21 protein-coding genes and 3 pseudogenes are annotated in these 26,081 nt (G+C 71.3%); 8 read left to right on the top strand and 16 right to left on the bottom strand.

All coding sequences use genetic code 11. The features are described from left to right. The first annotated feature begins 1 nt into the window (after position 1). Complete coding sequence (locus C6W10_RS18170) at positions 2-214, top strand: ferredoxin (protein ID WP_107259098.1); 213 nt, start codon at positions 2-4, stop codon at positions 212-214. A gap of 64 nt (positions 215-278) precedes the next feature. Here C6W10_RS18170 and C6W10_RS18165 read toward each other — a convergent pair whose 3' ends face one another. Beyond that, positions 279-818 carry a DUF1062 domain-containing protein gene (locus C6W10_RS18165; RefSeq protein WP_234361842.1) on the bottom strand — a complete coding sequence of 180 codons (540 nt, stop codon included), beginning with the start codon at positions 816-818 and terminating at the stop codon, positions 279-281. Between the two features lie 444 nt (positions 819-1,262). Here C6W10_RS18165 and C6W10_RS18160 point away from each other — a divergent pair. Beyond that, positions 1,263-1,451: pseudogene (locus tag C6W10_RS18160) on the top strand (hypothetical protein); the annotation flags it as partial. 160 nt (positions 1,452-1,611) lie between these two features. On the opposite strand, the gene C6W10_RS18155 reads toward C6W10_RS18160, so the two are convergent. The 5 genes and pseudogenes from C6W10_RS18155 to C6W10_RS39730 form a co-directional block, all read right to left on the bottom strand. Beyond that, positions 1,612-3,180, bottom strand: a complete 1,569-nt coding sequence (locus C6W10_RS18155; protein WP_234361840.1) for an FAD-dependent oxidoreductase — start codon at positions 3,178-3,180, stop codon at positions 1,612-1,614. Between the two features lie 100 nt (positions 3,181-3,280). Then, positions 3,281-4,357, bottom strand: coding sequence for an NADP-dependent oxidoreductase (locus C6W10_RS18150; protein ID WP_107259096.1), 1,077 nt, complete (start codon positions 4,355-4,357; stop codon positions 3,281-3,283). A 193-nt stretch (positions 4,358-4,550) separates the two neighbouring features. Next, a complete protein-coding gene (locus C6W10_RS18145) occupies positions 4,551-4,742 on the bottom strand; it encodes a DUF397 domain-containing protein (protein WP_107259095.1) in 192 nt (63 codons plus the stop codon). Next, on the bottom strand, positions 4,729-5,316 hold the full coding sequence (locus C6W10_RS18140) for a DUF5753 domain-containing protein (protein WP_369938699.1): 588 nt from the start codon (positions 5,314-5,316) through the stop codon (positions 4,729-4,731). Before C6W10_RS18140 ends, C6W10_RS18145 begins: the two co-directional genes overlap by 14 nt. A gap of 21 nt (positions 5,317-5,337) precedes the next feature. Further along, positions 5,338-5,478, bottom strand: a pseudogene (locus C6W10_RS39730) (helix-turn-helix domain-containing protein); the annotation flags it as partial. 599 nt (positions 5,479-6,077) lie between these two features. On the opposite strand from C6W10_RS39730, the gene C6W10_RS18135 reads away from it, so the two are divergent. Beyond that, the gene (locus C6W10_RS18135; protein ID WP_107259093.1) at positions 6,078-6,365 is read left to right on the top strand and encodes a flavin reductase; all 288 of its coding nucleotides are present in this window, start codon (positions 6,078-6,080) and stop codon (positions 6,363-6,365) included. A 69-nt stretch (positions 6,366-6,434) separates the two neighbouring features. Beyond that, a complete protein-coding gene (locus C6W10_RS18130; protein ID WP_107259092.1) occupies positions 6,435-6,899 on the top strand; it encodes an aminoacyl-tRNA deacylase in 465 nt (154 codons plus the stop codon). A 105-nt stretch (positions 6,900-7,004) separates the two neighbouring features. Here the strand turns inward: C6W10_RS18130 and C6W10_RS18125 are convergent, their stop codons facing one another. The 4 genes from C6W10_RS18125 to C6W10_RS18110 form a co-directional block, all read right to left on the bottom strand. After that, on the bottom strand, positions 7,005-8,084 hold the full coding sequence (locus C6W10_RS18125) for a tartrate dehydrogenase (protein ID WP_107259091.1): 1,080 nt from the start codon (positions 8,082-8,084) through the stop codon (positions 7,005-7,007). Next, positions 8,084-9,655 carry a DASS family sodium-coupled anion symporter gene (locus tag C6W10_RS18120; protein ID WP_234361838.1) on the bottom strand — a complete coding sequence of 524 codons (1,572 nt, stop codon included), beginning with the start codon at positions 9,653-9,655 and terminating at the stop codon, positions 8,084-8,086. Before C6W10_RS18120 ends, C6W10_RS18125 begins: the two co-directional genes overlap by 1 nt. 211 nt (positions 9,656-9,866) lie before the next feature. Further along, on the bottom strand, positions 9,867-12,392 hold the full coding sequence (locus tag C6W10_RS18115; protein ID WP_107259089.1) for a DNA topoisomerase (ATP-hydrolyzing) subunit A: 2,526 nt from the start codon (positions 12,390-12,392) through the stop codon (positions 9,867-9,869). A 79-nt stretch (positions 12,393-12,471) separates the two neighbouring features. Continuing rightward, positions 12,472-14,529, bottom strand: coding sequence for a type IIA DNA topoisomerase subunit B (locus tag C6W10_RS18110; RefSeq protein ID WP_107259088.1), 2,058 nt, complete (start codon positions 14,527-14,529; stop codon positions 12,472-12,474). Positions 14,530-14,811: 282 nt separating this feature from the next. Between C6W10_RS18110 and C6W10_RS18105 the strand changes: the two genes are divergently transcribed. Together C6W10_RS18105 and C6W10_RS18100 are read left to right on the top strand one after the other, a co-directional pair. Then, entirely contained in the window at positions 14,812-15,753 is a 942-nt protein-coding gene (locus tag C6W10_RS18105) for a DNA polymerase beta superfamily protein (protein ID WP_234361837.1), read from the top strand. Then, a pseudogene (locus C6W10_RS18100) lies at positions 15,750-16,019 on the top strand (DNA polymerase beta superfamily protein); the annotation flags it as partial. The gene C6W10_RS18105 and the pseudogene C6W10_RS18100, both read left to right, overlap by 4 nt. 13 nt (positions 16,020-16,032) lie before the next feature. On the opposite strand, the gene C6W10_RS18095 reads toward C6W10_RS18100, so the two are convergent. Next, a complete protein-coding gene (locus C6W10_RS18095; protein ID WP_234361922.1) occupies positions 16,033-17,010 on the bottom strand; it encodes an NAD-dependent epimerase/dehydratase family protein in 978 nt (325 codons plus the stop codon). Here C6W10_RS18095 and C6W10_RS37390 point away from each other — a divergent pair. Continuing rightward, complete coding sequence (locus tag C6W10_RS37390) at positions 16,952-17,161, top strand: hypothetical protein (protein WP_159104638.1); 210 nt, start codon at positions 16,952-16,954, stop codon at positions 17,159-17,161. The genes C6W10_RS18095 and C6W10_RS37390 overlap by 59 nt on opposite strands. Positions 17,162-17,891: 730 nt before the next feature. On the opposite strand, the gene C6W10_RS18090 is transcribed toward C6W10_RS37390, so the two are convergent. From C6W10_RS18090 to C6W10_RS18070, 5 genes are read right to left on the bottom strand one after another with little or no spacing between them, the layout of a single operon-like run. Further along, positions 17,892-19,967, bottom strand: a complete 2,076-nt coding sequence (locus tag C6W10_RS18090) for an NPCBM/NEW2 domain-containing protein (RefSeq protein ID WP_107259085.1) — start codon at positions 19,965-19,967, stop codon at positions 17,892-17,894. 37 nt (positions 19,968-20,004) lie between these two features. Continuing rightward, positions 20,005-22,101: an alpha-galactosidase gene (locus C6W10_RS18085; RefSeq protein ID WP_107259084.1), complete on the bottom strand. Its 2,097-nt coding sequence runs from the start codon at positions 22,099-22,101 to the stop codon at positions 20,005-20,007. Next, positions 22,098-22,922, bottom strand: coding sequence for a carbohydrate ABC transporter permease (locus tag C6W10_RS18080; RefSeq protein ID WP_107259083.1), 825 nt, complete (start codon positions 22,920-22,922; stop codon positions 22,098-22,100). The genes C6W10_RS18085 and C6W10_RS18080 overlap by 4 nt, the downstream gene beginning before the upstream one ends. After that, on the bottom strand, positions 22,922-23,857 hold the full coding sequence (locus C6W10_RS18075; protein ID WP_107259082.1) for a carbohydrate ABC transporter permease: 936 nt from the start codon (positions 23,855-23,857) through the stop codon (positions 22,922-22,924). The genes C6W10_RS18080 and C6W10_RS18075 overlap by 1 nt, the downstream gene beginning before the upstream one ends. Next, a complete protein-coding gene (locus tag C6W10_RS18070; protein ID WP_107259081.1) occupies positions 23,857-25,152 on the bottom strand; it encodes an ABC transporter substrate-binding protein in 1,296 nt (431 codons plus the stop codon). Before C6W10_RS18070 ends, C6W10_RS18075 begins: the two co-directional genes overlap by 1 nt. Positions 25,153-25,297: 145 nt before the next feature. Between C6W10_RS18070 and C6W10_RS18065 the strand changes: the two genes are divergently transcribed. After that, the gene (locus C6W10_RS18065; RefSeq protein ID WP_107259080.1) at positions 25,298-26,059 is read left to right on the top strand and encodes an SDR family NAD(P)-dependent oxidoreductase; all 762 of its coding nucleotides are present in this window, start codon (positions 25,298-25,300) and stop codon (positions 26,057-26,059) included. Positions 26,060-26,081: the final 22 nt, after the last annotated feature.

Below are 26,081 nucleotides of genomic sequence, written 5' to 3'. Positions count from 1 at the left end.
GATGAGGATCACCGTGGACACCGAACGCTGCATCGGCTCCGGGATGTGCGTGTTGACGGCCGGCGAGGTCTTCGACCAGGGACAGGACGACGGCAAGACGGTCGTACTGCAACCCGAGCCGCCGCCGGAAACGTGGGGCTCGGTTCGCGAGGCCGTCGACCTGTGCCCGGCCGCGGCGATCGTCCTGTCGACCGACCGCCGATCCCCGGGCTGAGCACGGTTGCTGCCACGGGGTGCGACCGGGCGGGCAGCGTAGCCCGCCCGGCCACATCCCCCGCCTAGTCTCCGGCCATCACGACGAAGGTGAATCCGGTACTCGTCGAACGGCGCAACGGGATGTCGCACTTGACCCGGCGCAGTACCTCGTTTCGGCTGAGGCCGAGCCCTTGCGCGATGAGCCGTTCCGGGCGTACCGGTACCGGATCCTCGAAGACCACCTCCACCTGGACCGGCCACGCCTCGTCGCGCCACGCCGACGGGATCTCCAGCCGCCAGGCACCCGTCCAGTCCAGGGTGAAGCGGTTACGCCGGGCCAGCAGCGGATCCAACAGCCTGGACGTCACCAGTTCGGGATCGTTGACGCGGTAGCCGTGGAGTTCGACCGGATCGAACGATCTGACCGGCGTCCGTTCGTGCACGGTGAGCTTGCTCGTCCGATCGCAGGCCACGCAGCGGACCAGCAGCCATACGTCCAGCAACTTGCCGTTGGCGTTGACGCGGAACCTGCCCTGGCCGGTGGTAGCCGATTCCGCCCGGCAGTCCACGCAGCGCAACGACAGCAGCGGCAGCCTGGTCCGACGGACGACCCAGGGCAGCACGATATGAGGTTGTGAAGACATGATCTCCAGACCTGATCTCTTTAGACCTGACACGAGGCCGATTGCGCGCGGCCTCAAGCGCCGTATGACCGGGCGCACAGGGGCAGCCCGGCAGAACCGACGGGATCGTCGGCTACCGGTGAGCGGAAGAAGGTGTCAGGTCTAGAGAGCGGGCGGGGTCACGCGGTCTTGTCCTCTGTCCTCACGGCGACGGGCGCAGGCAACCTACGGGAACGCGGCAGCAAGGCTCAACCGGTTTTCCACCGGACCCTGGTCGGTCGGTGCTCCCCCGGGTGGGGAGGCGAACTTGTGCCTAGCTGTAGTGACCATGAGCGTTGTTGACGGCGTGTCGGCTTGATCCATGGAGAGACCTCCGGCGAGGTGTGAGGTGCTGACGCCCATACCTACCGGAGGTCTCTATGGCCCACCGTAACGCCCGGCTGACAGCAGATCACCGATCCGGAGTACTCGACCATCGCGTTCCTCAAGGGCCTCAAGCAGGTTGACGGTTGGCAGGACCTGCCGCTGACCGTGGCCGCGCAGAAGGTACAGGTCTCGGCCTACCCCGACGCCTACGCGCAGTGGGAAGACCTGGCCGCCGACCTGGTCGCCAACACCTGGAACAACAGCTAAGACAACCAAACAACACGACCGCACCACCCGCTGGCCGGGTCCCCACCACAGGGGACCCGGCCAGCGGCGTCTCCGGACCCGGGAAGCTGGCGAACCAATTCGACGACGGCGGATCGAACCGGAGACGGTCGTGCACCCCGGGCATCGCCCCGGCGGTGGCTCAGCCCGCCATCACCCGCTGGTGCAGCGCGGTGACCACCGATCGGGCCGAGACGAAGGCGCCGTGTTGCCAGGCGACCGCGCGGCTCAGCCAGTCTCCGGCGAAGTAGACCCGGCCAGCCGGGTGGAGCAACAGGGTGTATCCGGCACTGCCGTACGGCGGCAGGGTCCAGGCGCCCTCCAGATAGCGGGTCCGGTCCCATGCCTGCGAATACGCCGTCACCAGCTCGGAACGGTACTTCGCACCGTGGATTCTCACGCCCTGGGTGACCGCCCGCTCCCGCCGCTGTGCCGGGGTCAGCACGCTGTACACCCGCGCCGCCGCCCCGGCGTTGTAGTAGCCGACGATCAGGCCGCGCTCGCCGTGGAAGCCGTACGACGGGTACCAGATGTTCGTCAGGTCGAGGTCGGTCTCCGTGATGCCGCCGTAGATCCGCTGGTCAAGTTCCCACCAGCGGCTCCGGTACTCCAGACCGATCTTCCCGGAGGCAGTGGCCGGGAAGCTGTCCAGTGCCGCCGTCACGTCGGCGCCGAGGTTGTGCGGCACCCGGGCCATCAACCGTGGCGGCAGCGTCGTCACGCAGAAGTCGCCCCGGACCAGGCGGTCCCGGCCACCCTGCCGGTAGGTCACCTCGACCTGACCGCCCCGGTCGGTCACCCCGGTCACCTCCGCGCCGAGGCGGATCCGGTGGGTGCCGATCGCCTTCGCCAGCGCCCGGGTGATCCGGTCCATCCCGCCAACCGGCTGGAACATCAGCATCGCCTGGTCGTACTCGACCTCGAAGGAGAAGTACCGGCCGACGTTGCTGGCGAAGACGTCGGCCAGCGGCGGCGGGGCACCCAGCGGTACGCCGCCGTCGTTACCCGCACCGGGATAGCTGGTGTAGCCCCGCCGGCTGCTTCCGGTGTAGGCCCAGCCGCTGGTGCGCCCACCGATCGCGCCGTACTGCTCCAGGAACGAGAGCAGCCGCTGCTTGTCCTCGGCGGTCAGCCGGTGGTCCAGTGCTCCCTGGTCGGTCGCTTTGGCCAGCAGCTCCGAGACGTAGCCGTGCACGTCCGCCCTGGCCGTGCGGTAGCGGACCGGCGCGGTCATCCCGGCCGAGGCGTTGTAGAGCAGCGCGTCCGCGTTGGCGTTGGCGAACACCTCCACCGGTACGGCCAGCTCGCGGCAGTAGTCCATGGTGAGCATCCACTGGGCGATCCGGCCCGGCCCGGCGTTGAGGTAGATCCCGTCGGAGAACTCGGCCCGCTGGGTATGCCCGTCGAGGTCTGTCTCCACCGTGCCGCCCCGGACCGTCAGGTTCCGGCCACCGGCCCGGGCACGCGCCTCCAGCACCGTGCAGTGGTACCCGGCCTTGCCCAGCTCGTAGGCGACCGTGAGGCCGGCGACGCCACCGCCGAGCACCAGCACCCGGGCGCCGGCCCGGCCGGTCAGGCTGAAGTCGGAGCGGGCCGGTGCCCGGAACGGCGGCGCCGGTGCGTCGGCGGTCGCGACGAGCCCGAGCGCGCCCATCGTGGCGAGCAATCGCGCCCGCCCCGCCGCTGACACCGACCGCACGGAGAAAGCCACGCCGGCTGACCGTGGACCGGTCCTGCTCGTTCATGCCGTCTCCTCGCCGCCCCGTCGTCACGCCCACGGAACCGAGCTGCGATTCTCCCACCGCCCCCGCTCAGGTCCCGTCGGCGAGCCGGACCAGCATCTTGCCGACGTTGCCGCCCCGGAGCATCTCCAGGAAGGCGCCCGGAGCCGCCTCGATCCCCTCCCGGACCGTGCTCGCGGTCCGCAGCGAGCCGTCGGCCAGCCAGCCCGCCGCCAGCGGAAGATACTCGGGGAACTGGTCCAGGTGGTCGGTGACCAGCATGCCGCGCAGGCTGAGCCGCTTGGTCAGCGCCAGCACCAGGTTGGTGGGGCCGGGCACCGGCGCGGTCGCGTTGTAGATGCTGATCGCGCCGACCAGCGCCACCCGGCCGCCGATGTGCAGGGCGTCCAGCGCGGCGGCCAGGTGGTCGGTGCCGACGTTGTCCAGGTAGACGTCGATCCCGTCCGGCGCCGCCGTCGCCAACTGCGCGCCGACCGAACCGGCCCGGTAGTCGATCGCCGCGTCGTAGCCGAACTCCTCGACCAGCCGCCGCGCCTTCTCCGGGCCGCCGGCCGAGCCGATCACCCGGGACGCGCCGAGCTTGCGGGCGAACTGGCCGGCGACCGAGCCGACCGCTCCGGCGGCGGCGGAGACGAAGACCACGTCCCCGGGACGGACCGGGGCGGTGTCGGTGAGCGCGACGTACGCGGTCAGCCCGGTCGTGCCGAGCACCCCGAGGTACGCCTCGGCGGGCGCGAGCGCGGTGTCGACCACGGTCGCGGCGGCGGCGTCGAGTACGGCGTACTCGCGCCAGCCGTACCCGTGCGACACGGTCGCCCCGACCGGTACCGCCGGCGCCTCGGAGGCGACGACCTCGCCGATCGCACCACCGTCCAGGGCGGCGCCGACCCGGAACGGCGGCATGTACGACTTCCGGTTGTCCATCCGCCCCCGCATGTACGGGTCGACCGACATCCAGGTGTTCCGCACCAGGATCTGCCCCGGCCCGGGTGCGGGCACATCGGTGCTGACCAGTTCGAAGTTCTGCGGGCCGGGTTCACCGTGCGGCCGGGCGGCCAGCCGGATCTCCCGACTGGTCAGTCCCGGGCCGGCCGGACCGGTCCCGCCACGGTTCTCCGGGTCTGCTGCGCTGGCGTCGATCGACATGCTGGCTGTTCCTTCCGGTGCTGTCTGCTGCTAGCCGCGCGATTGTTGCTCGGCCTGCCAGTGTTGTCGTACCCGATGGCGGGTCTCCATGCCGTGAGACCCGCCACCTCGGGTGCGGTGGCCGCGCACGGACGACGCAGCGCCTCGCCCCCGGGTCGACCGGGGGCGAGGCGCTGTCGGGTCGGTGGCGCGGCTACGGGCGGCGGGTCAGCTCGCCGACAAAGGCCCGCCAAGCGTCCGGGGCGAAGCTGAGCGCGGGGCCTGCCTGGTCCTTGCTGTCCCGGACCAGCACCCGGCCGGGCAGGCTGCCGGCCACCTCCACACACGCGCCGCCGTTCGAACCGCTGCGACTGGACTTCCGCCAGGTCGGCTCAGGTGTAATCATCGATCACCCTCAGGATCACGTCGCGGGACTGATCACGCGGAAGCGCGACCGCACTCAAACTCTCCCACGTCAGGTCCAGATCGCCTACCTCGTCGGCGTCCGCGACCACCCGCCCGCGCAACTGGTCGTCGAGATAGCCGAGGCGCGACCCACCGGGCAGGGTGGCCACGACGAAGGCCCCGGTCAGCCCAGCATGTAGACCGGCGCCCTGGGGAACGACGCGGATATGGACGGTCGACCGGTCCCCGATGTCGACCAAATGCTCAAGCTGATCCTTCATGATCGACTGGTTGCCGAACCGTAGCGCCGATTCGCCGATGATCGCCGAGAGCGTTGGTGGATCGTCGCGGTCGAAGACAGCCGCCTGTCGGGCCAGCCTGCTCGCTGTCCATTCCTCCACCACGGCAGGGCGGTTCGGACCGGCGGAGAGAATGGCGCGGGCATAGTCGGCGGTTTGCAACAGCCCCGGTATCAGACTGTGCTCGAACCAGCGGAGCAGGGTCGCCCGCCGTTCGTTGTCGGTCCACGGACGCAGCCACGGCGCCTGCGCCTCGGCCCGCGCCTCGGTTGACAACCGCTGGATCTCGTCACCGGTATTGAAGAGCTCATCCAGCGCCTTCGCGGTGTCGGGCATCGGAACCATCCGACCGTTCTCGAAGGCACCGACCGACGACGCACTCACGTTGATCACGGCGCCGGTCTGGTCCTGCGTCATTCCGAGTCTGGCCCGCTCCCGGCGGAGTTCTCTCGAAGATCACTCACACACTACTCCCTAACCACGGCGGATTACGGACGACTGGTCACCAGTCCCCTACCACTGCTTTCCGAACCCCTATCGAGGCTATGCGCTTTCCGTCCATGGTGGAACTGGCGGCCTTTCCAGGCCGTCCACGATTTGGCGACGGGAGACAAACAGATGAGATGGTTTCGCAAATCCCGCTCGATTCACCGCCGCGACTGGCGCCGACTCTGGCGGTACTGCCGATGCGGCTTTCGGTGGATCTGTCCGGACGCGGCCCGCCGCGCCCCGAAGCCGTACACACCGTTGATTCGGCCGATGACCGACGAGGAGTACCGAGCCGGCATGCGCGCCTCGTCGCCCGTACCCGAAGTCGTCTTACGCCTGGACCCGATCGGCCCGCCGCCGCCGGACAAGCGGTGGGCGCGGGAGGGCAGGGACGGGAGGAGCGGCAGGGACGACAGGGATCCGCTCCGGAACTCACCGTCCGGTCGACACCAGGTCGGCCGGGCCGGCGCTTTCGCGCCCGCGCGGAATTCCCGAGGCCGTTACGGCGACCGGGAGTGGAATGCCGAGCGAGCCGGTCGGAGCTAGCCGTGATCGGGCCCCAGGAGCGCTGGTACCGGCACATGCGACGACTCTCCCGGCGGCGGTACCCGATCGGCCCGCACATTCCGGCGCGGTCGTACCACTGCCAGACCTGCCAGGATCCGTGGCCGTGCGCGCCGGCCCGGTTGGCCCTGCTCATCGGCTTCAACGGCGACCGGGTGGGGTTGATGATGTACCTCGGCGCGCACCTCACCCGCGCACTGCAAGCGATGCCCGACACGCACCCCGCGCTGATCGCCGGGCAGATCCTCTACTGGGTCCCCCGGCGCCGTTGACCGCCTCGTCACGGGGCCGGGTCGCCGGACCGGCCCAGACGACACCCGGCCGGCGGGTACGGTGGCGCCATGTCCGCGATCACCGCCCTGACCTCGGCCAACCTCCCGCACCGGGTGATCCGGCACGGGCCGGTCCGCAGCGTCGCCGAGGCGGCTGAGGCGATCGGCGTCGAGGTTCCGGACGTGGTGAAGACCATCGTGGTACGCCGGGGTGCGCAGGACTTCGTCTTCGTCCTGGTCCCCGGCGACCGGGTGATCTCCTGGCCGAAGCTGCGTACCCTGCTCGGGGTCAACCGGCTCGCCCTGCCGGACGCCGACGAGGCCAGGTTGGCGACCGGCTACGAGCGCGGCACCATCACCCCGTTCGGCTCCCGGACGGCGTGGCCGGTGGTGGCCGACGAGCGGATCCGGGGCCGCACCATCACGCTCGGCACCGGCGAGCGCGGCACTGCCGTGGCGCTGGACGCCGACGCGGCGGTGGCCGCCCTGGACGGCCGGGTCGCCGACGTCACCGACCCGGAACCGCCACGCTGAACCCCGACCCCAACGCCGACCGCGATCCCGACCCTGACCGGCACCCCGACCGGCCCCGACCGGCGCCCCGACCGGCCCCGACCGGCACCCCGACCGGGTACGCGCTCAGTCGAGCTGCGCGAGCAGGGCGGACACCACCTCCCGGGTGGTGGCGGTGCCGGCCAGGTCCCGGGTCCGGGTCGCCGGATCTGACAGGCACGCCTCGATCGCGCTGACCACCTCGGCCGCCGCCTCCGGATGCCCCAGGTGGTCGAGCATCAGCGCGGCCGACCAGACCGCGCCGAGCGGGTTGGCGATCCCCTGACCGGCGATGTCCGGCGCCGAGCCGTGCACCGGCTCGAACATCGACGGGAAGGTACCGGTCGGATCCAGGTTCGCCGACGGCGCGATCCCGATGCTGCCGGCCACCGCCGCCGCGAGGTCGCTGAGGATGTCACCGAAGAGGTTCGAGCCGACGATGACGTCGAACCGGTCGGGTTGCAGCACCAGCTTGGCGGCGAGCGCGTCGATGTGCTCGGCGTCCCACCGCACGTCCGGGTGCTCGGCGGCCCGCTCGGCGACGACCTCGTCCCAGAACGGCATGGTGTGCACGATCCCGTTCGACTTGGTGGCCGAGGTGACGTACGACCGGCGGGTCCGGGCCAGCGCGAACGCGTAGTCGACGATCCTGCTCACCCCGGCCCGGGTGAAGACCGACTCCTGCACCGCCATCTCGTCCGGGAATCCCCGGTTGAACCGGCCACCGATCTCGCTGTACTCGCCCTCCACGTTCTCCCGGACCACCACCAGGTCGACCGCGCCCGGCCGGGCGCCCCGGACCGGACTGGACACCCCGGGGAAGACCCGGACCGGGCGCAGGTTGACGTACTGCCGGAACGTCCGGCGGATCGGGATCAGCAGCCCCCAGAGCGAGACATGGTCGGGTACCCCCGGCCAGCCGACCGCGCCGAGCAGGATCGCGTCCGCCGGGCGGAGCCGGTCGAGGCCGTCGGCCGGCATCATCGCGCCCTCGGTCAGGTAACGCCGGCAGGACCAGTCGTACTCGTCGTAGGCCAGCGGGATCCGGTGCCGCCGGGCCACCGCGTCGAGCACCTGCCGGGCCGCCTCGGTCACCTCGACGCCGATGCCGTCGCCGGGAATCACCGCGATCCGTCGCACGTCCGCGCCGGACTTCGGGGCCGCCATCAGCTACCCAGCCCGACGAGCGCGATCATCAGCGGAAGGATCAGCAGGATCAGGATCGCCCCCAGGATGTCGAAGGAGAAGCCGGAGCGGATCATCTTGGTGATCGGTACGACGCCCGAGCCGTAGACGATCGCGTTCTGCGGGGTGGAGACCGGCAGCATGAAGCCGAACGAGGCCGCGAAGGTCGCCGCCAGCGCGGGTACGAACGGGTTGATCCCGGCGGCCACGGCGACCGGGATGATGATCGGTACCACCACCGCGGCCGAGGCGGTGTTGCTGGTCGTCTCCGAGATGACGATCGCCAGCAGGACCGCGAAGGCGGTGATCGCGAAGGTGCTGCTCAGCCCGAACAGGTCGGCGCTGCCGTCGCCGATCGTCTTGGCCAGTCCGCTCCCCTCCAGCAGCGCGCCGAAGATGATGCCGGTGCCGAAGAGCAGGATCGTGCCCCAGTCGATCCGGGCCGCGTCGGACCAGGTGAGGGTGAACGAGCGGCTCTGCCAGTCGGTGGGGAGCAGGAAGAGCAGCGAGGCGCCGAAGACCGCCACGATCCCCTCGTCGAGCCGGCCGCCGATCCACTCGTACTGGCCGGAGTCGCTGCCCCAGATCAGCGCCACCACACCCGGGGTGATCCAGAGCACCACCGTGACGGTGAAGGCGACCAGGGTGTTGCGTTCGGCCCTGGAGAGCCGGCCGAGTTGGGCGCGCTCGGCGGCGACGTACTCGGCGACGCCGTCGATCCGGCGGATCTCGGGCTTGTTCAACAGCAGCAGCACCACGGCGAGCGCGACGAACATCAGCGCGCAGATCGGGAAGGCGACCGCCATCCACTCGGCGAACGAGATCCGCTCCCCGGTCGCCTCTGCGATCAGGTCCCGGCCGATCAGGTTCGGTGGCGTGCCGACCGGGGTGAGCAGGCCGCCGACGCTGGCGCCGTAGGCGAGCATGAGCATCAGCGCGACGCCGACCCGCAGCCGGGTCGGGTCGAAGTCGGCCTTGGCGATGCCGCGCTCCTGCAACAGCTTCGCGATCACCGCGAGGATGCCCAGCGCGGTCGGCAACAGCATCGCCACGGTGGCCGTGTTCGAGACGAAGGCGGAGAGCAGCGCGGTGATCAGGCCGAAGGTGACGACCACCCGGCCGGTGGTCCGACCGACGCCGGGCAGCGACAGCATCCGGAACGCGAACCGCCGGGCCAGGCCGTGCTTGAGCATCGCCTGGGCGAGGATGAACGCGCCGATGAAGGTGAAGACCGTCGAGGAACCGAACGGTCCGAGCACGTCGTCGGCGGGCGCCACTCCGAGTACGACGACGGCGGCGACGCCGAGCAGCCCGCCGATCGGAATGGGCACCGGTTCGGTGACCCAGAGCACGATGACGCCGAGCAGGATACCGGCCAGGGTCTGCTGGTTGCCGGGCATGTCGAGAGGCAGGGCCAGGAAGATCACCGAGACGAGCGGGGCGAGCCAGAGGCCGGTGGTCCGGCGGCCGCGCTCGAACCGTTCCTCGGCCGGGGAGAGCCGCTGCTCCCCGAGGCTCCGGTAGGTGCCTCCGCCGAGTAACGCCCTGTCCACATCGGTCCTGGCAGGGGCGGTGTCGCTCGTGGTAGGGGCGGTGTCGGTATTGGCAGGGGCGGTGTCGCTGCTGTCGCTGGTGGTGGCCACGACAACCTCCATCGGTCTGCTCGGGTGCCGGAAGAGGGGGTACTCCCCCTCATTCCCGCCAGACCGATGGTCCACAACCGAAGTCGACGAAAAAGGACAGTCGAACCCGGCCGTACGGCACTCAGCCGCGTTCGATCAGGTGCCCCACCCTGTCCGGGCCGAACATCGCCACCCCGGAGCCGTCCCGGCGCTGGTCCGGCTCGGGCAGCGCCATCGGCTCGCCGCGCTTGCTGATGCCCACCGGTCGCGGCCCGATCCAGGCGACGACCAGTCGGGCCTCGCCCTTGAGGAAGCGCTGTGCGCGTACCCCGCCGGTGGCCCGACCCTTCGCCGGATAGAGCGCGAACGGGGTCACCTTCACGCCGCTGCCGGTCGAGGTGACCACCATCGGCTCGCCGTGCTCCGCCTCGTCGGTGCGGACCGCGCCGAAGAAGACCACCTCGGCGCCGGAGCCGAGGTTGATCCCGGCCATCCCGCCGCCCTTGACGCCCTGCGGCCGGACCAGCTTGGCCGGGAAGCGCAGCAGCGAGGCGTCCGAGGCGACGAAGGCGAGCGTCTCGGCACCGTCGGTGAGCCAGGTCGCCCCGACCACCTCGTCGCCGTCACGCAGCCCGATCACCTCGAACTCGTCGGACCGGACCGGCCAGTCCGGGGCGCAGACCTTGACCACACCCTGCCTGGTCCCGAGGGCCAGGCCGGGCGAGCCAGCGCCACGCTCGCCGAGCGGCGCCAACCCGACGACGCTCTCCCCCGGCTCCAACGGCACCAGCTCGGCGGTGGACATCCCGCCGGAGAGCGAGACCGTACCGGCCTGCTCCGGCAACACCGGCAGCGGCAGTACGTCGGTCTTGAACGCCCGCCCCGCACTGGTCACCAGCAGCACCTGACCCCGTGCGGTGGTATGCACGACGGCGCGTACGGCGTCGTGCTTGGTCCGGCCGTTGCGGCGCCGCCCCTCGGCGGCCTCCTCCGACTCGGCGGCGGTCCGGGCGACCAGCCCGGTGGCGGAGAGGATCACCTGACACGGGTCGTCGGCGACCTCCAGCGGCCCGGCCGGTGCCGACGCCGCCAGCACCTCCTTGAGGTCCCCGTCGATAAGCGTGGTACGCCGCCTCGTGCCGAACTCGTCCACCACCGAGGCCAGCTCGTCGGAGACGACCTTACGCAGCACCCGGTCGTCGTCGAGGATCTCGGTCAGCGCGGCGATCTCCTCGCGCAGCCGCTCCCGCTCCACCTCCAGTTCGATCCGGTCGAACTTGGTCAGCCGGCGCAGCGGGGTGTCGAGGATGTAGGTCGCCTGGATCTCGGAGAGCCCGAACTGGCTCATCAGCCCGTCCTTGGCGGCCTGGGCGTTCTCGCTGGCCCGGATCAGCCGGACCACCTCGTCGATGTCGAGCAGCGCCATCAGCAGGCCGTCGACCAGGTGCAGCCGGTCGGCCCGCTTGCGCCGGCGGAACGTCGTACGCCGGGTCACCACCTCGTAGCGGTGGGCCAGGAAGACCTCCAGCAGCCGCTTGAGCCCGAGGGTCTGCGGCTGGCCGTCCACCAGGACGAGGTTGTTGACCCCGAAGGACTGCTCCAGCGGGGTGAGCCGGTAGAGGTCGGCGAGCAGCGCCTGCGGGTTCACCCCCACCTTGCACTCGATCACCAGCCGGGTGCCGTTTTCCCGGTCGGTCAGGTCCTTGACGTCGGCGATGCCCTGGAGCCGGGCGGCCTGCCGCTGACCCTTGCGCGGGCCGGAGGTGATCAGCTTGCCGCGTACCTCGTCGGTGATCGCCTCGATGATCTTCTCGGCGCCGACCCCGTACGGCAGCTCGACCACGGTGATCGCCTGCCGGCCCCGGCTCCCCTCCAGCGGACCGGTCTCGACCCGGGCGCGCATCCGCACCACGCCCCGCCCCGTCTCGTACGCCTTGCGCACCTCGTCCAGCCCGAGCAGCAGGCCGCCGGTCGGCAGGTCCGGGCCGGGGACGAACTCCATCAGCCTGTCCAGGTCGGCGTCCGGGTGGTCGATCAGCCAGCGCGCCGCCGCGACCACCTCGCCGAGGTTGTGCGGGATCATGTTGGTGGCCATCCCGACCGCGATCCCGGAGGTGCCGTTGACCAGCAGGTTCGGGAAGGCGGCCGGCAGCACCGAGGGCTCGGTCAGCGAACCGTCGTAGTTCGGCTTGAAGTCGACGGTCCCCTCGCCCAGCTCGCCGACCAGCAGCATCGCCTCGCGGGACATCCGGGCCTCGGTGTAACGCGCCGCAGCCGGTCCGTCGTCCTGGGAACCGAAGTTTCCATGACCGTCGATGAGCGGCACGTTCAGCGAGAAGTCCTGGGCCAGCCGGACCATCGCGTCGTAGATCGCGGTGTCGCCGTGCGGATGGTACTTACCCATCACGTCACCGATGACCCGGGCCGACTTCACGTGGGCCCGGTCGGGCCGGTGCCCCTGCTCGTTCATCGAGTAGAGGATGCGCCGGTGCACCGGCTTGAGGCCGTCCCGCGCGTCCGGCAGCGCACGGGAGTGGATCACCGAGAAGGCGTACTCCAGGTAGGAGTCCTCGACCTCGGTGGCCAGTGGGTTGTCCAGGACCCTCGCCCCCGCCTGGTCGAAGGCGGAGAGGTCGACCTTGGGTCCCTTGCCCGTACGGCGTGCCATGGTGTGCAGCGCTGCCTTTCCTCGCCGGCCGGGAATGCCCGGCCGCTGTCGGTTCCGCGTGCCCGTCCGTGCGGACGGATCAGGCGTCGATCGCCTCCTGGTCGACCCGGTTCGCCGAGTCGATCAGCCAGTTCTTCCGGGGCTCGACCTTCTCGCCCATCAGCAGTTCGAGGACCTGCTCGGCCGCCTCGGCGTCGTCCATGGTGATCCGTCGGACCATCCGGCTGGCCGGGTTCATCGTGGTGTCCCACAGCTCGTCGGCGTCCATCTCACCGAGACCCTTGAACCGGGGAATCGGGGTCACCACCTGCTTCTTCGCCTTTTCCAGCCGGCCGACCGTGGCCTCCATCTCGGCCTGGGTGTAGGTGTAGAAGGTCTCCGGGTTCTTCCCCCTGGTGCTGATCTTGTGCAGCGGCGGCACGGCGGCGTAGAGCCGGCCCGCCTCGATCACCGGCCGCATGTACTTCGCGAAGAGCGTGATCAGCAGGGTACGGATGTGCGAGCCGTCGACGTCCGCGTCCGCCATGATCAGGATGCGGCCGTAGCGCAGCGAGCCGAGATCGAAGGTGCGCCCGGAACCCGCCCCGAGCACCTGGATGATCGCCGAGCACTCGGCGTTGTCCAGCACCTGCTGGAGGCTGGCCTTCTGCACGTTGAGGATCTTGCCCCGGATCGGCAGCAGCGCCTGGTATTCGCTGGAGCGGGCCAGCCGGGCGGTGCCGAGCGCGCTGTCTCCCTCGACGATGAACAGCTCGCTCCGCTCGACCCCGGTGGAGCGGCAGTCGACCAGCTTCGGCGGCATCGCCGCGCCCTCCAGCGCGGTCTTGCGCCGGGCGGCGTCCTTCTGCTGCTTCTGGGTCAGCCGGACCCGGGCCGCGTCGACGATCTTCTGCAGCACCGTACGCGCCTCGGCCCGGGTCCTGCGGTCCTCCAGCCAGGCCTTGATGTGCTGCTCGACGACGGCCTGCACCACCTTGGTCACCGGGGCGGTGGAAAGCTCGTCCTTGGTCTGCGAGGTGAACTGCGGCTCCGGGATCCGGACGTGCACGACGGCGGTGAGGCCCTCGAGGATGTCGTCCAGGACCGGGGCGTCCTCCTTCGGCTTGAGCAGGCCGCGGGCGTTGCGGATCGCGTCGACCAGGGCCCGGGTGGCACCCCGCTCGAAGCCCCGGCGGTGGGTGCCGCCGTGCACGTTGCGGATGGTGTTGGTGAAGCACTCGACGGTCCGCTCGTAGCCGGTGCCCCAGCGGAACGCCACCTCGACCTCGGCGCGGCGCTCGACGTTGCTGCGCATCACGCCGTTGGCGTCGGCGGCGTTCTCCCGGTAGGTGCCCTCGCCGGTGACCAGCAGCGTGCCGGAGACCGGCTTCTCGGCGGCCGGCGCCAGGTAGTCGACCATGTCGGCCAGGCCGTTCGGGAAGTGGAACGTCTCGGCGCTGATCGCCCCGCCGGTGGCGTCCCGCAGCACGTAGGTCACGCCCGGCACCAGGAACGCGGTGTGCCGCAGCTTGGTCCGGACCGCCTCGACGTCGAGGGTCGCGCCGCTCTCGAAGTAACGCGCGTCGTGCCAGTAGCGGATCGAGGTGCCGGTCCGCTCGCCCCGCTTCATCTTGCCGAGCAGGCGCAGCCCGGGGTGCGCGGCGAAGGTCGCCCCGGCGCCGGCCCCGTCGAATATTCCCGGTACGCCGTGCTGGAACGACATCTGGTGGATCTTGCCGTCCCGGCGCACCGTCACGTCGAACCGCCGGGAGAGCGCGTTGACCGCCGAGGCGCCCACCCCGTGCAGGCCGCCGGAGGTCTTGTAGCCGGAGTTGCCGAACTTGCCACCCGCGTGCAGCCGGGTCAGCACCAGCTCGACCCCGGAGAGCCCGGACTTGGCGTGCACGTCCGTCGGGATCCCCCGGCCGTCGTCGTCGACCTGCACCGAGCCGTCGGCGTGCAGGGTGACCTCGACCCGGGTCGCGTGGCCGGCGACCCCCTCGTCGGTGGAGTTGTCCACGATCTCGTTGAACAGGTGACCCACGCCACGGCTGTCGGTCGACCCGATGTACATGCCGGGGCGCTTCCGGACCGCGTCCAGACCCTCCAGGTGGGTGAGGTCGTCGGCCCCGTACAGGATTTCAGGCTGTGCAGTCAACGAGGTGAACTCCCAGGGTTGCCGGTCGTGCGCCGCTGGTCGGCGGGCTGGGCGCCGGGGCGGACCCCACGCCGGTAGCGAGCGTACCCACTGGGCCGGCCGGGGGGCGGCACCGTCCGGCCGGGCCGGGCCGCGTGGCGAGGAACATCACCCGATTGTCGCCGCAGGGTGTGACAGGAGTCGACCGAGGGCCCGCCGCGCCGCGCCGGGCACGCCTGGTGCCAGCGGTGCCGGCGTGATCTCCGGTGCGGGCGGGACCTCCGGTACGGCAGGATGTCCGTCGTGTCCAGGCGATCGTCGTCTCCCCGGCTACCCGACGGGACCCAGGTGGTGCTGCGGGAGACCGGCGTCGACCTGGCCGGCACCCGGGTGCAGCGCGGCGCCACCGGCCGGGTGCTCGACCACGACCCGACCGGCGACGACTACCTGGTCCAGCTCACCGACGGGCGGCGGCTGCGCAGCCCGCGCGGGCAGCTCGCGCTCCGCAAGGCGTACCAGCAGAAGCTGGCGGTCGAGGCGGGCACGGCGGCGGTCGACGGCCCCGACCTGGTCGTCCGGCACACCATCTACGCCGCGGTGGTCGGCTCCCGCGCCTTCGGGCTGGCCACCGAGGAGTCCGACACCGACGTCCGGGGCGTCTACGCCGCGCCCGCCGCCGCCTTCTGGTCACTGGCCAAGCCGCCGAGCCACCTCGACGGCCCCGAGCCGGAACGGTTCTCCTGGGAGGTGGAGCGCTTCTGCGAACTGGCCCTGAAGGCCAACCCGAACCTGCTGGAGGTGCTGCACTCCCGCACCGTGCTCACCGTCACCCCGGTCGGCGAGGAACTCCTCGACCTGCGGCCGGCGTTCCTCTCCCAGCTCGCCTACCAGACCTACTCCGGCTACGTGCTGAGCCAGTTCAAGAAGCTGGAGGCGGATCTGCGGCAGCGCGGCGAACCCCGGTGGAAGCACGTCATGCACCTGCTCCGGCTGCTGATCGCCGCCGGTGACCTGCTCCGGCACGGCCGGCTGGAGCTGGACGTGGGGCCGCACCGCGAACGGCTGCTCGCCGTACGCCGGGGCGAGGTCGGCTGGACCGAGGTGGAACGCTGGCGGCTGGCCCTGCACGCCGACCTCGACGACGCCGTCACGCACACCCCGCTGCCGGCGGCGCCCGACGCGGCCCGGGTCGACGCCTGGCTCTATTCGGTACGCGCCCGCAGCGCCCGGGAGGCACTCGGATGAGCCACCCGGAACCCACCCCGACGACCGGCGACACCGGCCGCACTCCCCCGGCACCCGACCTGACCCGGCTGGACCCGGCCGCGCTGCGCGACGTCGTGGCCGACCAGCCCTATCCGCTGCTCTTCGCCACCGTCTCCGGGGCGCACCTCTACGGCTTCCCGTCCCGGGACTCCGACGTCGACCTGCGCGGCGTGCACCTGCTGCCGGCCGCCGAGGTGGTCGGGTTGCGACACGGGCCGGCCACGGTGGACCGGAGCTGGACCCGGCCGTGCCCAGCCGTTAGTCCTCCGAGCCGGCCCCGACCAGGTCGCGGATCCGGTACGTCTCGACCAGGCGGTCGTGCAGCGCGTCGAGCCGGGCGTCAATCCGCTGCCGGGTCGGGTCGGCGTCGTACCAGTCGACGATCTCCCGGGCGCCCTGTGCGAACGGGACGGTGGCGACGAAGTCCGGCACCAGCCGGCGCAGCTTGCTGTTGTCGAAGACCATCGAGTGCGTCTTGTCGCCGAGCAGCGCGGCACCCCACTCCGGATCCGCCGCGGCTATCGCGTCCGAGGGCACGTGCACGATCCGGGCCGGTACGCCGGCCGCCGACGCCAGCGTCTCGGCGATCTGGTTCCAGGTGAGCGCCTCGTCGGAGGTGATGTGGAAGGTGTCCCCGATCGCGGCCGGATGCCCGAGCAGCGGTACGAAGCCCCGGGCGAAGTCCGAGTGGTGGGTGAGTGTCCACAGTGAGGTGCCGTCGCCGTGTACGACGATCTCCCGACCCCGGCGCATCCGGTCGACCACCGTCCAGCCGCCGTCGAACGGCACCAGGGTCCGGTCGTAGGTGTGCGACGGGCGCACGATGGTGGCCGGGAACGCGTCATCGCGGTACGCCCGGACGAGCAGGTCCTCACATGCGATCTTGTCCCGGGAGTACCGCCAGTACGGGTTGCGCAGCGGCGTCGACTCCACGATCGGCAGCCGGGCCGGCGGGGTCTGGTAGGCCGACGCCGAGCTGATGAAGACGTACTGGCCGGTCCGGTCCCGGAACAGCTCCATGCTGGTCCGCAGGTGTGCCGGGGTGAAGGCGATCCAGTCGACGACCGCGTCGAACTCCCGGCCACCCAGTGCCGCCCGGACCGAGTCCGGGTCGCGGATGTCGGCCCGGAGCGCCGTGACCCCGGCCGGCAGCGGTCGCCGGGTGGTGGTGCCCCGGTTGAGCACCGTCAACTCGATGCCGTGCTCGACCGCGAGCCGGGTACAGGCGGAGCTGATGATCCCACTGCCGCCGACGAAGAGAACCCTGCGGGCGCTGATGCCGCCACCTCCTGTGCTCGCCGCCGACCCCCGGAACGCGGCCGCGCCGGCCGATCCGGAAAGCGTGTCGGTCTCGCGACCGGCGGAAGGCTGTCAGTATGGCCGCTGACGGGTCTGGGCCACAACGCGCAGGGTCGGGCCTTGACGGAGTCCGATCAGGCGCAGTCGAACCGGCAGTCGAACCGGCAGTCGAACCGGCAGTCGAACGGGTGATCCGGGCGATCCGGGCAGGCGAGGAGATAGATGCCGCCGACGTCGCCTCTCGAAATCCGGCGACCGGGCGCTGCTGGCGCCCTGTCTTTTGAAGGTCGATCGTGCAACCCGGTGCTTCCAGGTGTCTCCGAGCCGGCGATCTCCTGACGTCGGGTGGGGAGCGAGGTGGGGACACTCGCCGAGGAGACTGTCGAGCTGCCCCGCTTGTGCGCCCACCCTCCCGGGCTGCCCGGACCCCGCCCTGCCCGAACCGGCCCTGCCCGAACCCCGGTCTCGCCCGGCCGGTCGACGGCGAACCGCAGCACGCCGTCGACAACCCCGGCTTCCGTGCCCCGCCTGTGCACCCAGCTCGACAGTCTCCGCGCCAACTACCCCCGGCTCCGCCGCCGGGTCGCTCCGCGCCGACGATGACCAGCTCGCCTCATCACCCAACACCACCCCGGGCGGCCAGTTTGCCGGGCCGGTCGATTCCACCCCTCACCGATCGAAGTCCACTGTGATCAGTTCGACCGCAGCTCACAACAGGGTCAGAGCAGTCGCCGCAAAGAGTGGCAGCGGCTCTCGCCCACCGACGGTCCGGGCCCGGATGGCGGTGCCACCCGGGCACGAACCGTCCGTCGTCGGTGTCAGCAGGTGGCGGTCAGGCCCGCCCAGTCGGCGCGGTCGTTGTAGCCGCCGTCGCCCGCGTCGCCGACCACCAGGTCGAGGACCCGTACCCCGGTCAGGTCCACGTCGACCTGGCGCGGGTCGTCCCGGGTCAGCACGCCGCTGTCGTACCGGACCTGGCCGTCGCCGACCACCTGGAAGGTCACCGTCGCGCCCTCGGGTCCGACGTTGCGGACCGCGTCGTCCAGCCCGACCAGGGCGGAGAGCCGGGTGCACCGGCCGCCGAGGTAGTAGCGGACCGTGGAGGGCGAGGCGACCCCGATCCCGGTGGGGTAGACCTGGCCGACGACGCTGATCGGGGAGCCGCCGCCGACGCTGGCGTCGACCGTCGGGCTCATCCAGCCGCTGGTGGCGCTGATCCAGTCATGGTGCGAGAGCACCACCGCGCCGTCCGGCGGCGCCGGGGCGACCGTCAGGGTGCCGACCGTCGACTGTCGCAGCCGGCCGTGCCCGGGTACCTGGTAGGAGGTGGTGGCGGTCAGCTTCGCGGCACCGGGAGCGGCACCGGCCGGCAGCGTCACCGTGAAGCCGAAGCTCCTGCGCTGCCCGCCGGCCAGTACCGGCACCGCCGCCCGACCCACGGGGCGGACTGTCCAGCCGGCGGGTGCCGCCAGGGTCACCTGCGGTGCGAGTACCGGCAGCAGGCCGTCGTTGCGGACGGCGACCTCGACCCGCGCCTGGTCCCCGCCGGCCGCGACCGGCGCCGAACCGTCCGGCGTGCTGACGCCGCCGACCTGGGTCACCTGCGGAAGTCCGGCGGTGACGTGCGGTACCCCGGGCAGCCCCCGGTGCGTGCCGACCCGGAACAGCGCCGCGCCGTGCGCCGGTACCGCCGCGCTGATGGTGCCGGCGCTCTCGGTGACCTGGTTGGTCCAGGCGTTCTCGACCGTGAACCGGTGGCCGGTCAGGCCGACCGCCTTCGCCGTGGTGGTCAGGGTCGCAGGGCTGTCGCCCCGGTTGAGCAGCACCACCGCCCGGTCGCCGTCGGCGAGCCGCTTCACCCAGGTCTCGGTGCTGCCGGCCGGGCCGACCCGGACCGCCTGCACCCCGGCCGGGTCCTGGTTGATCGCCAGCACCTCGGGGTCGGTGAGGATGTCGACCGAGGTCTGGCTGATCTTGCGTACGTCACTGGCGATCACCAGTGGCGCGGCGGCGACCGTCCAGAGCGTCATCTGGGTCCGGAACTCCTCGTCGGTCATCCCGAGTTCCGGCCCGAGGTAGTCCGGGTCGTTGAAGTGCCCAGGCCCGGCGACCTCCGGGTGCCGCGCGTTCGCGTCGAAGTTGCGCAGCACGTCCTTGTACTTCACCTCGCCGACGAACCCGACGTCGGTGTACGTACGCCAGGACTGCGCGATCGCCGGGGCGTAGCTCCAGGAGTACGTCGACTGCTGCTCCTCCGGGTAGTCGCCCCAGTCCGGAGAGGTCACCGGGTTGCAGAGGTTGAAGATGATCGGCCGCTCGCTGGCGTTGTTGCGCAGCGCGGCGGCGAACTCGGTGTAGACGGTCTTCGGGTCCAGGCCGGCGGCGATCCCGCAGAGATAGTCCACCTTGACCGCGTCGAACTCCCAGGCGGCGAACTGGTCCGCGTCCCGCTGGTAGTAGCCGTGGCTGCCGAGCCCGCACTTCCCCGGGATGTACGGTCCGGCGTCGGTGTAGATGCCGGCCCGCAGGCCCTTGCCGTGGATGTAGTCGACCAGCGGCTTCAGCCCGTTGGGGAACCGGGTCCGGTCGGCCTGGAGGTCACCGGCGGCGGTACGCGGCTCCGGGTCCTGCCAGCCGCCGTCGAGCCAGACGATGTCGTAGCCGGCCTCGGCGAAGCCGCGCTCGACCAGGGCGTCGGCCACCTGCTTCACCGACTCCTCGGAGAACTCCCCGCCGAGCCCGTAGTAGGTGTTCCAGCCCTGGTAGGGGGTGGGGCTGAGCACCTGCCGGGTCACCGGCGGCGCGGCGGCGAGAGGCTGCGCCTGGGCCGGGACGGGTGCGACCAGCAGGCCGGCGGCGAGGGCGAGCACGCCGACGTACGCATGTCGTCTCACATCGTTTCCTTCGCTGTTGGGGGACGGGGGTGCTGGGTCAGGCGCGCCGGAGGACGACGAGTTCCGCGTCGTGCTCGGGTGTCCACCGGACCGGCAGACCGACGGTGCTCAGGTGGCTGCCGGAGTAGCGCCGTTCGTGGTGTCGGTAGGCGGCGGCCGGGTCGAGACCGGCCAGCGGGAGCCGGACCGGGCGGGACGGCAGCAGACCGGCGCCGTCGAGCCGGCCGGTGTGCCAGGCGAGGACCACCACCGTCTCCTCGTCGGGCGCGGTGTACTGCACGGCGCAGCGGGGCTGGTCCGGGCCGCCGATCAGGTGCACGGTGCCGTGCGTGACGACGTCCCGGATCTCCTTGTACCGGGCGATCCAGCCGGCCGCCTCGCGGCGCTGCTCCGGCGTCCAGTGCCGGATGTCGGCGCCGATGCCGAGCACGCCGGCCATCGCCAGCACGAACCGGAAGGCCAGTGACCGGGGGCGCGGGTCGAAGAGGCCGGGCGAGTCGGTCACCCAGGAGCTGAGCAGGTGCGGGGCGTTGGCGTGCAGGAAGCCGTGCTGGATGGCGAGCCGGTCCAGCGGGCCGGTGTTGTCGCTCGGCCAGAAGACGTCGGCCCGGGCAGCCATGCCGAGGTCGGTCCGGGCTCCGCCACCGGCGCAGGCTTCGAGCAGCACGTGCGGGTGGTCGCGGCGCAGCCGCTCGTAGATCCGGTGCAGGTTCGCCACGTGCGCGCCGTCCAGGTCGACCCGCCCGGCCGCAACCGCCGCCGTGGGAAAGCTCCGGCCCGCTTCGGTACGCGGCCGGTTGAAGTCCCACTTCAGATAGCCGATGTCGTACCGGCGGAGCAGTCCGTCCACGGTGGAGTGCACGAACTCGGCCACCTCGGGGCGGCCCAGGTCCAGCAGGTACTGGTTGCGGATCGGGGTCAGCGGACGTCCCCGCACCTGGTAGACCCAGTCCGGGTGTTCGGCGTAGAGCTTGGAGCGCGGGTTGACGCACTCCGGTTCGACCCAGAGCCCGAAGTTCATCCCGAGGCCACGGATCTCGTCGACGAAGGTGTCGAAGCCGTCCGGGAACTTCGCCGGATCCGGGGTCCAGTCGCCCAGTCCGGCGGTGTCGTCGTCGCGGCCGACGAACCAGCCGTCGTCGACCACGAAGGTCTCGACGCCGAGGTCGGCGGCGATCCGGGCCAGCGCGAGCTGGTTCTCCGCGTCGACCGCGAAGTAGGTCGCCTCCCACGAGTTGTAGAGGACCGGACGGGGCCGCAGCCGCTCCCCGGCGAGCCGGCGCTGGTAGTCGTGCCAGACCCGGGCCAGCCCGTCGAGCCCGTCCGGGCTGTAGGCGCCGGTGACCGCCGGCAGCGTCAGCCGCGCCCCGGCGGGCAGGTCGAGCGGGCCGTCGACGAGGCGCCGGCCGGCGCGTACCCGGGTCAGCCCGCCGGTGTCCCGGGTCGCGCTGATCTCCCACGAGCCGGTCCAGTCCACCGCCACCGCCCAGGCGGAGCCGTCCGGTTCGGCCCGGTCCCGCACGACGAGCCACGGCACGTACGCGTGCCCCGGTACGCCCTGCGCGCTGCCGACGGTGAACTCACCGTGCCCGAGGTCGACGTGGTCGAGTTGGAACTCCTGCGCCCACTGCCCCCACTGGTAGCTCAGCCGGGCACCGTGCGGGGTGGGTACGCAGAATCCGGCGGAGTCGGCCCGGTGCAGCCGCAGCGGCTCCGGGCCGGTGTTGGTCAGCTCGACCCACCGGCGCAGCACGTCGGTGCCGTCCGGGATCTCGTAGTGCAGCCCGACCCGCAGCCCGGTCACCGGGTCGGCGAAGGTCACCACCAGCCCGCCCGGGACACCCTCGGCGTCGACGTAGTCGAGGCCGACCCGCCGGTCTCCCCCGGCGGTCTCCACCACCAGGTCGGCCCCGGTGAACGGCCGGGCGGCGTCGGTGGCGTACTCGATCGGGGCGGCGTCACCGGCGGTGAGGAACGGCACCGGACCGGCGTACTCCACCGGCGAGGGCCCCTCGCTCACCCCGTGCGGCCCCCAGGCCACCAGTTCGAGCCAGCGCCCGTGCTCGGGTACCGCCACCGTGTATTCGGTGCGCGCCCCGCGCAGCGTCCACCGGCGCGCCTGCGGGGCGGTCACTTGACGGCTCCGATCGCGAGGCCGGAGACGAAGTGCCGCTGGAAGCGGAGGAAGACCAGTACTGTCGGCACCGCCGCGATCACCGTACCGGCGGCGATGACGTTCCAGGACGAGACGAACTGCCCTTGCAGGCCCAGCAGGGCGGGGGTGACCGGCATCCGGTCGTCGGTACGCAGCACCGTGATGGCCCAGAGCAGGTCGTTGAAGATCCAGGTGAAGGAGAGCGCGCCGAGGGCGGCCAGCGCCGGCCGGGTCAGCGGCAGGATCACCCGGCCGAAGATCTGCCCCGGCCCGGCACCGTCGATCATGGCCGCCTCCTGGATCTCGCCCGGCAGGTCGCGCATGAAGCCGTGCAGCACGAACGTGTAGAAGCCGAGTCCGAAGCCGACCTGGACCGCGATCAGCGCCCAGAGGGTGTCGTAGAGGCCGATCAGCTCGCTGAACTTGTTCACCGGGATGAGCAGGATCTGCGGCGGCAGCAGGTTGCCGGCGAGCATCAGCAGCAGGATCGTGCGCCGGCCCGGGATCCGGAACCGGGCCAGCGCGAAGGCCGCCACCGCGGCCAGCGCCAGGCTGAGCAGCACCGACGGTACGGTCACCAGCATGCTGTTGACCAGCGCCCGCATCTGACCGCCGTCGGTCCACGCCTGGCGGTAGGTGTCCAGGGTGAACGAGTGCGGCAGGCTGCCCACCCCGTTCGCGGCGATGTCGTCGAAGGAGCGGAGCGACATGCTGACGACCCAGAGGATCGGGCCGAGCCAGAGCAGCGCCACCAGGCTCATCCCGAGGTGGAAGCCGCCGGTCCGGAGCTTGCGGATCATCAGTCCTCCCGGAAGGCGCGGACGAGATAGCCGAGGATGACCGCCAGCGCCAACCCGAAGATGACGACGGCGATCGCCGAGCCGTAGCCGAGCCGCAGGCTCTGGAACGCGGTCGAGTACATGTAGGTGCTGAGCAGCTCGGAGGAGTGGTACGGCCCGCCCCGGGTCAGCGCCCAGACGATGTCGAAGGAGCGGAGCGAGTCGATCACGATGACCGAGAGCACCACCGCGTTGACCCCGCGCAACTGCGGGACGGTGACGTTCCAGAGCCGCTGCCAGCCGTTGGCGCCGTCCACCCGGGCCGCCTCGTGCAGCGCCGGGTCGATGGCCTTGAGACCGGCGAGGTAGAGCACCATGACGTACCCGATCTGCCGCCACAGGGCGGGCAGGATGACCGCGTAGAGGGCGGTCTGCGGGTCGGCCAGCCAGGGCCGGATCAGGTGCTCCAGGCCGATCGTCCGGAGCACCTGGTCGGCGAGCCCGTCGGGCTGGTAGAAGACCCGCCAGACCAGCCCGGTCACCACCAGCGAGAAGACCACCGGGGTGAAGAGCGCGGCCCGGTAGAAGCCGATGCCGCGCCGCTCCTTCTGCAACAGCAGCGCCATGCCGAACCCGCCGACCACCGAGAGCCCGCCGAAGAGCAGCAGCCAGATCACGGTGTTGAGCAGGGCGCCCCGGAAGACCGAGTCGCCGGCCATCTCGGCGTAGTTGTCGAGACCGATGAACTGCGGCGGTTCGAGCCCGTCCCAGCGGGTGAGCGAGAAGTAGAAGCCCTGTAGGGCCGGCCAGAAGACCCAGATGCTCTCCACCGCGAAGGGTACGAGCACGAAGGCCACCAGCAGCGGCGACATCCGCCGGGCAGGTCGCCGCCGGGACGGCTTCCGGTCCGGCGCCGGCCGCTGCCGGGGGCTCTCGGTCGGGGCGAGTACCGTCATCAGCCCTTGAAGACCTTTTCCGCTCCCGCCTGCCACTCGCGCAGGATCGCGTCGATCTGGTCGGGCTTGTCCATGAACTTGGTCAGCGCGGTGTCGGCGGTCGGCTGGAGCGCGTCGCTGGAGTCCCGGTTGAAGAACTGGGTCAGCTCCTGCGCGCTCTCCAGCATCGCCTTGCCCTTGGCGACCAGCGGGGAGTCGGCGGCCTTCGCCTTCGGGTTGGCCGGCAGCACGATGCCGGAGCTGTGCCTGATGTACTCCTCCTGCGCCTCGACCGAGGCCAGGTGGCTCAGCAGCGCCTTGGTGCCGGTCGGGTTGCCGGTCTTGGCGCTGGCGAAGAAGCCGTCGGTCGGGCCCTCCTCGGCGACCGGCACCGCCGGGTCGATGATCGGGAACCGGAAGAAGTCGAGGTCGCCGAGGGCGTCCTTCGGGGCGGCGTCGGCGAAGAAGGTGCCGATCAGGAACATGCCGGTCTTGCCCGCCAGCAGCGCGGCGGTGGCCTCCTGGAACGGGTACGCCTTGCCCTTCGGGTCGAAGTACGGCAGCACCTCGCGCCAGCGGGTGAAGACCGCCTTCACCTTCGGGTCGTCGAAGCGCTGCTTGCCGGCGAGCAGCTCACGGTGGAACGGCGCGCCGTTGATCCGGATGTTCAGGTAGTCGAACCAGGCCGACGCCACCCACGGGGTGTCGCCGAGTCCGATGCCGATCGGCGGAATCCCCTTGCCCTTGAGCGTCTGGCAGAGCGCGACGAAGTCGGTCCAGTTCTTCGGCTCCTGCACGCCCCACCTGGCGAAGTTCGACTTGCGGTAGAAGAAGCCCCACCAGTAGTTGGTCATCGGCACGAAGACCTGCTTGCCGGAGGCGTCGGTGGAGATGGTGCGCAGCGCCTCGGGATAGTCGGTCAGCCCTTTCCAGACGTCGGAGACGTCCAGCAGCAGGCCCTTGCTGGCGTAGTCGTCGGCGACCGAGCCGGCGTACCAGGTGTAGAGGTCCGGCGGGTTCGCCGAGGTCAGGTACGTCGGAAGCTGGGTACGGTAGGTTTCGGCGGCGATCGTGTTCAGCGTCGCGCTGCCCTTGCCCTGCTTGTTGAAGGTCTCGATGATCTTCTCCATCGCGGCCTTCGCCTGCGGGGAGGAGAGATTGGACTGCACGGCGACCGGGCCGTCGCTCCCGCCCCCGCCGGAGGAGGTGCTGGCGGAACTGGCGCAACCGACCAGGCCGCCCATGCCGAGCGCGCCGAGGCCGGCGAGTCCGAGGTGGCCGAGGAACCGGCGACGACCGGGGTCGAAGTCGCTCACGGGGAGTATCCCTTCCTCATCGACCCGTGCTCGGGTCGCGGGTGTGTCACTCAGGTAAACGGTGTGATCCAGAAGGTTGCATCCACGGGTCGCGGCTGTCAAGATTTCTTCCTAATTAATGTTTTGATTGGCGGGACGGTGACGGGTGGAGAGCCAGCGGACGCGACGACTGGAAGGCAAGGTCGCCCTGGTCACAGGGGCTTACGGCGGCATCGGCGCGGCCACCGCCCGACGGCTCGCCGCCGAGGGCGCGGCCGTCGGCCTGCTCGACATCCGGCCGGCCGAGCAGGTCGCCGAGGAGATCACCGCAGCCGGCGGCCGGGCCCGCCCGATCGTCGCCGACGTCTCCGACGAGGCCGCCTGGACCGGTGCGGTAACCACGCTCCGTGATCTGTTCGGCCCGGTCGACATCCTGGTCAGCAACGCCTACCTCAGCGAGGTCGCCCCGGCGCACGAGACCAGCCGGCAGTCCTGGGACCGGCAGCTCGCGGTGAGCCTCACCGGCAGCTTCCTCGGCCTGCGGGCGTGCCTGGCCGACCTGCGCGCCGGCCGGGGCGCGGCGGTGCTCGTCTCCTCCGTGCACGCGCTGGTCGGGCTCCCCGGTCACCCCGCCTACGCGGCCGCCAAGGGCGGGCTGGTCGCGCTCGGCCGCCAGCTCGCCGTCGAGTACGGCCCCGAGGTGCGGGTCAACACCGTGCTGCCCGGCCCGATCCTCACCGCCGCCTGGGACAGAGTGTCCGAAGTCGACCGGCAGCGCAGCGTCGCGGAGACTGTGGCCGGCCGGTTCGGCACCCCGGACGAGGTGGCGGCGACGATCGCCTTCCTCGCCTCACCGGACGCCGGCTACGTCACCGGCACCACCCTGGTGGTGGACGGCGGTTGGACCGCGGTGAAAGCCTCGGCCTGACCCGGACCACCCCCGTCGGACC

Origin of the sequence: Plantactinospora sp. BB1, assembly GCF_003030385.1 — a bacterium.
Lineage (GTDB): Bacteria > Actinomycetota > Actinomycetes > Mycobacteriales > Micromonosporaceae > Plantactinospora.
Note: the sequence above shows the minus strand (reverse complement) of the source record. Positions and strands in the feature narration are given on the sequence as shown.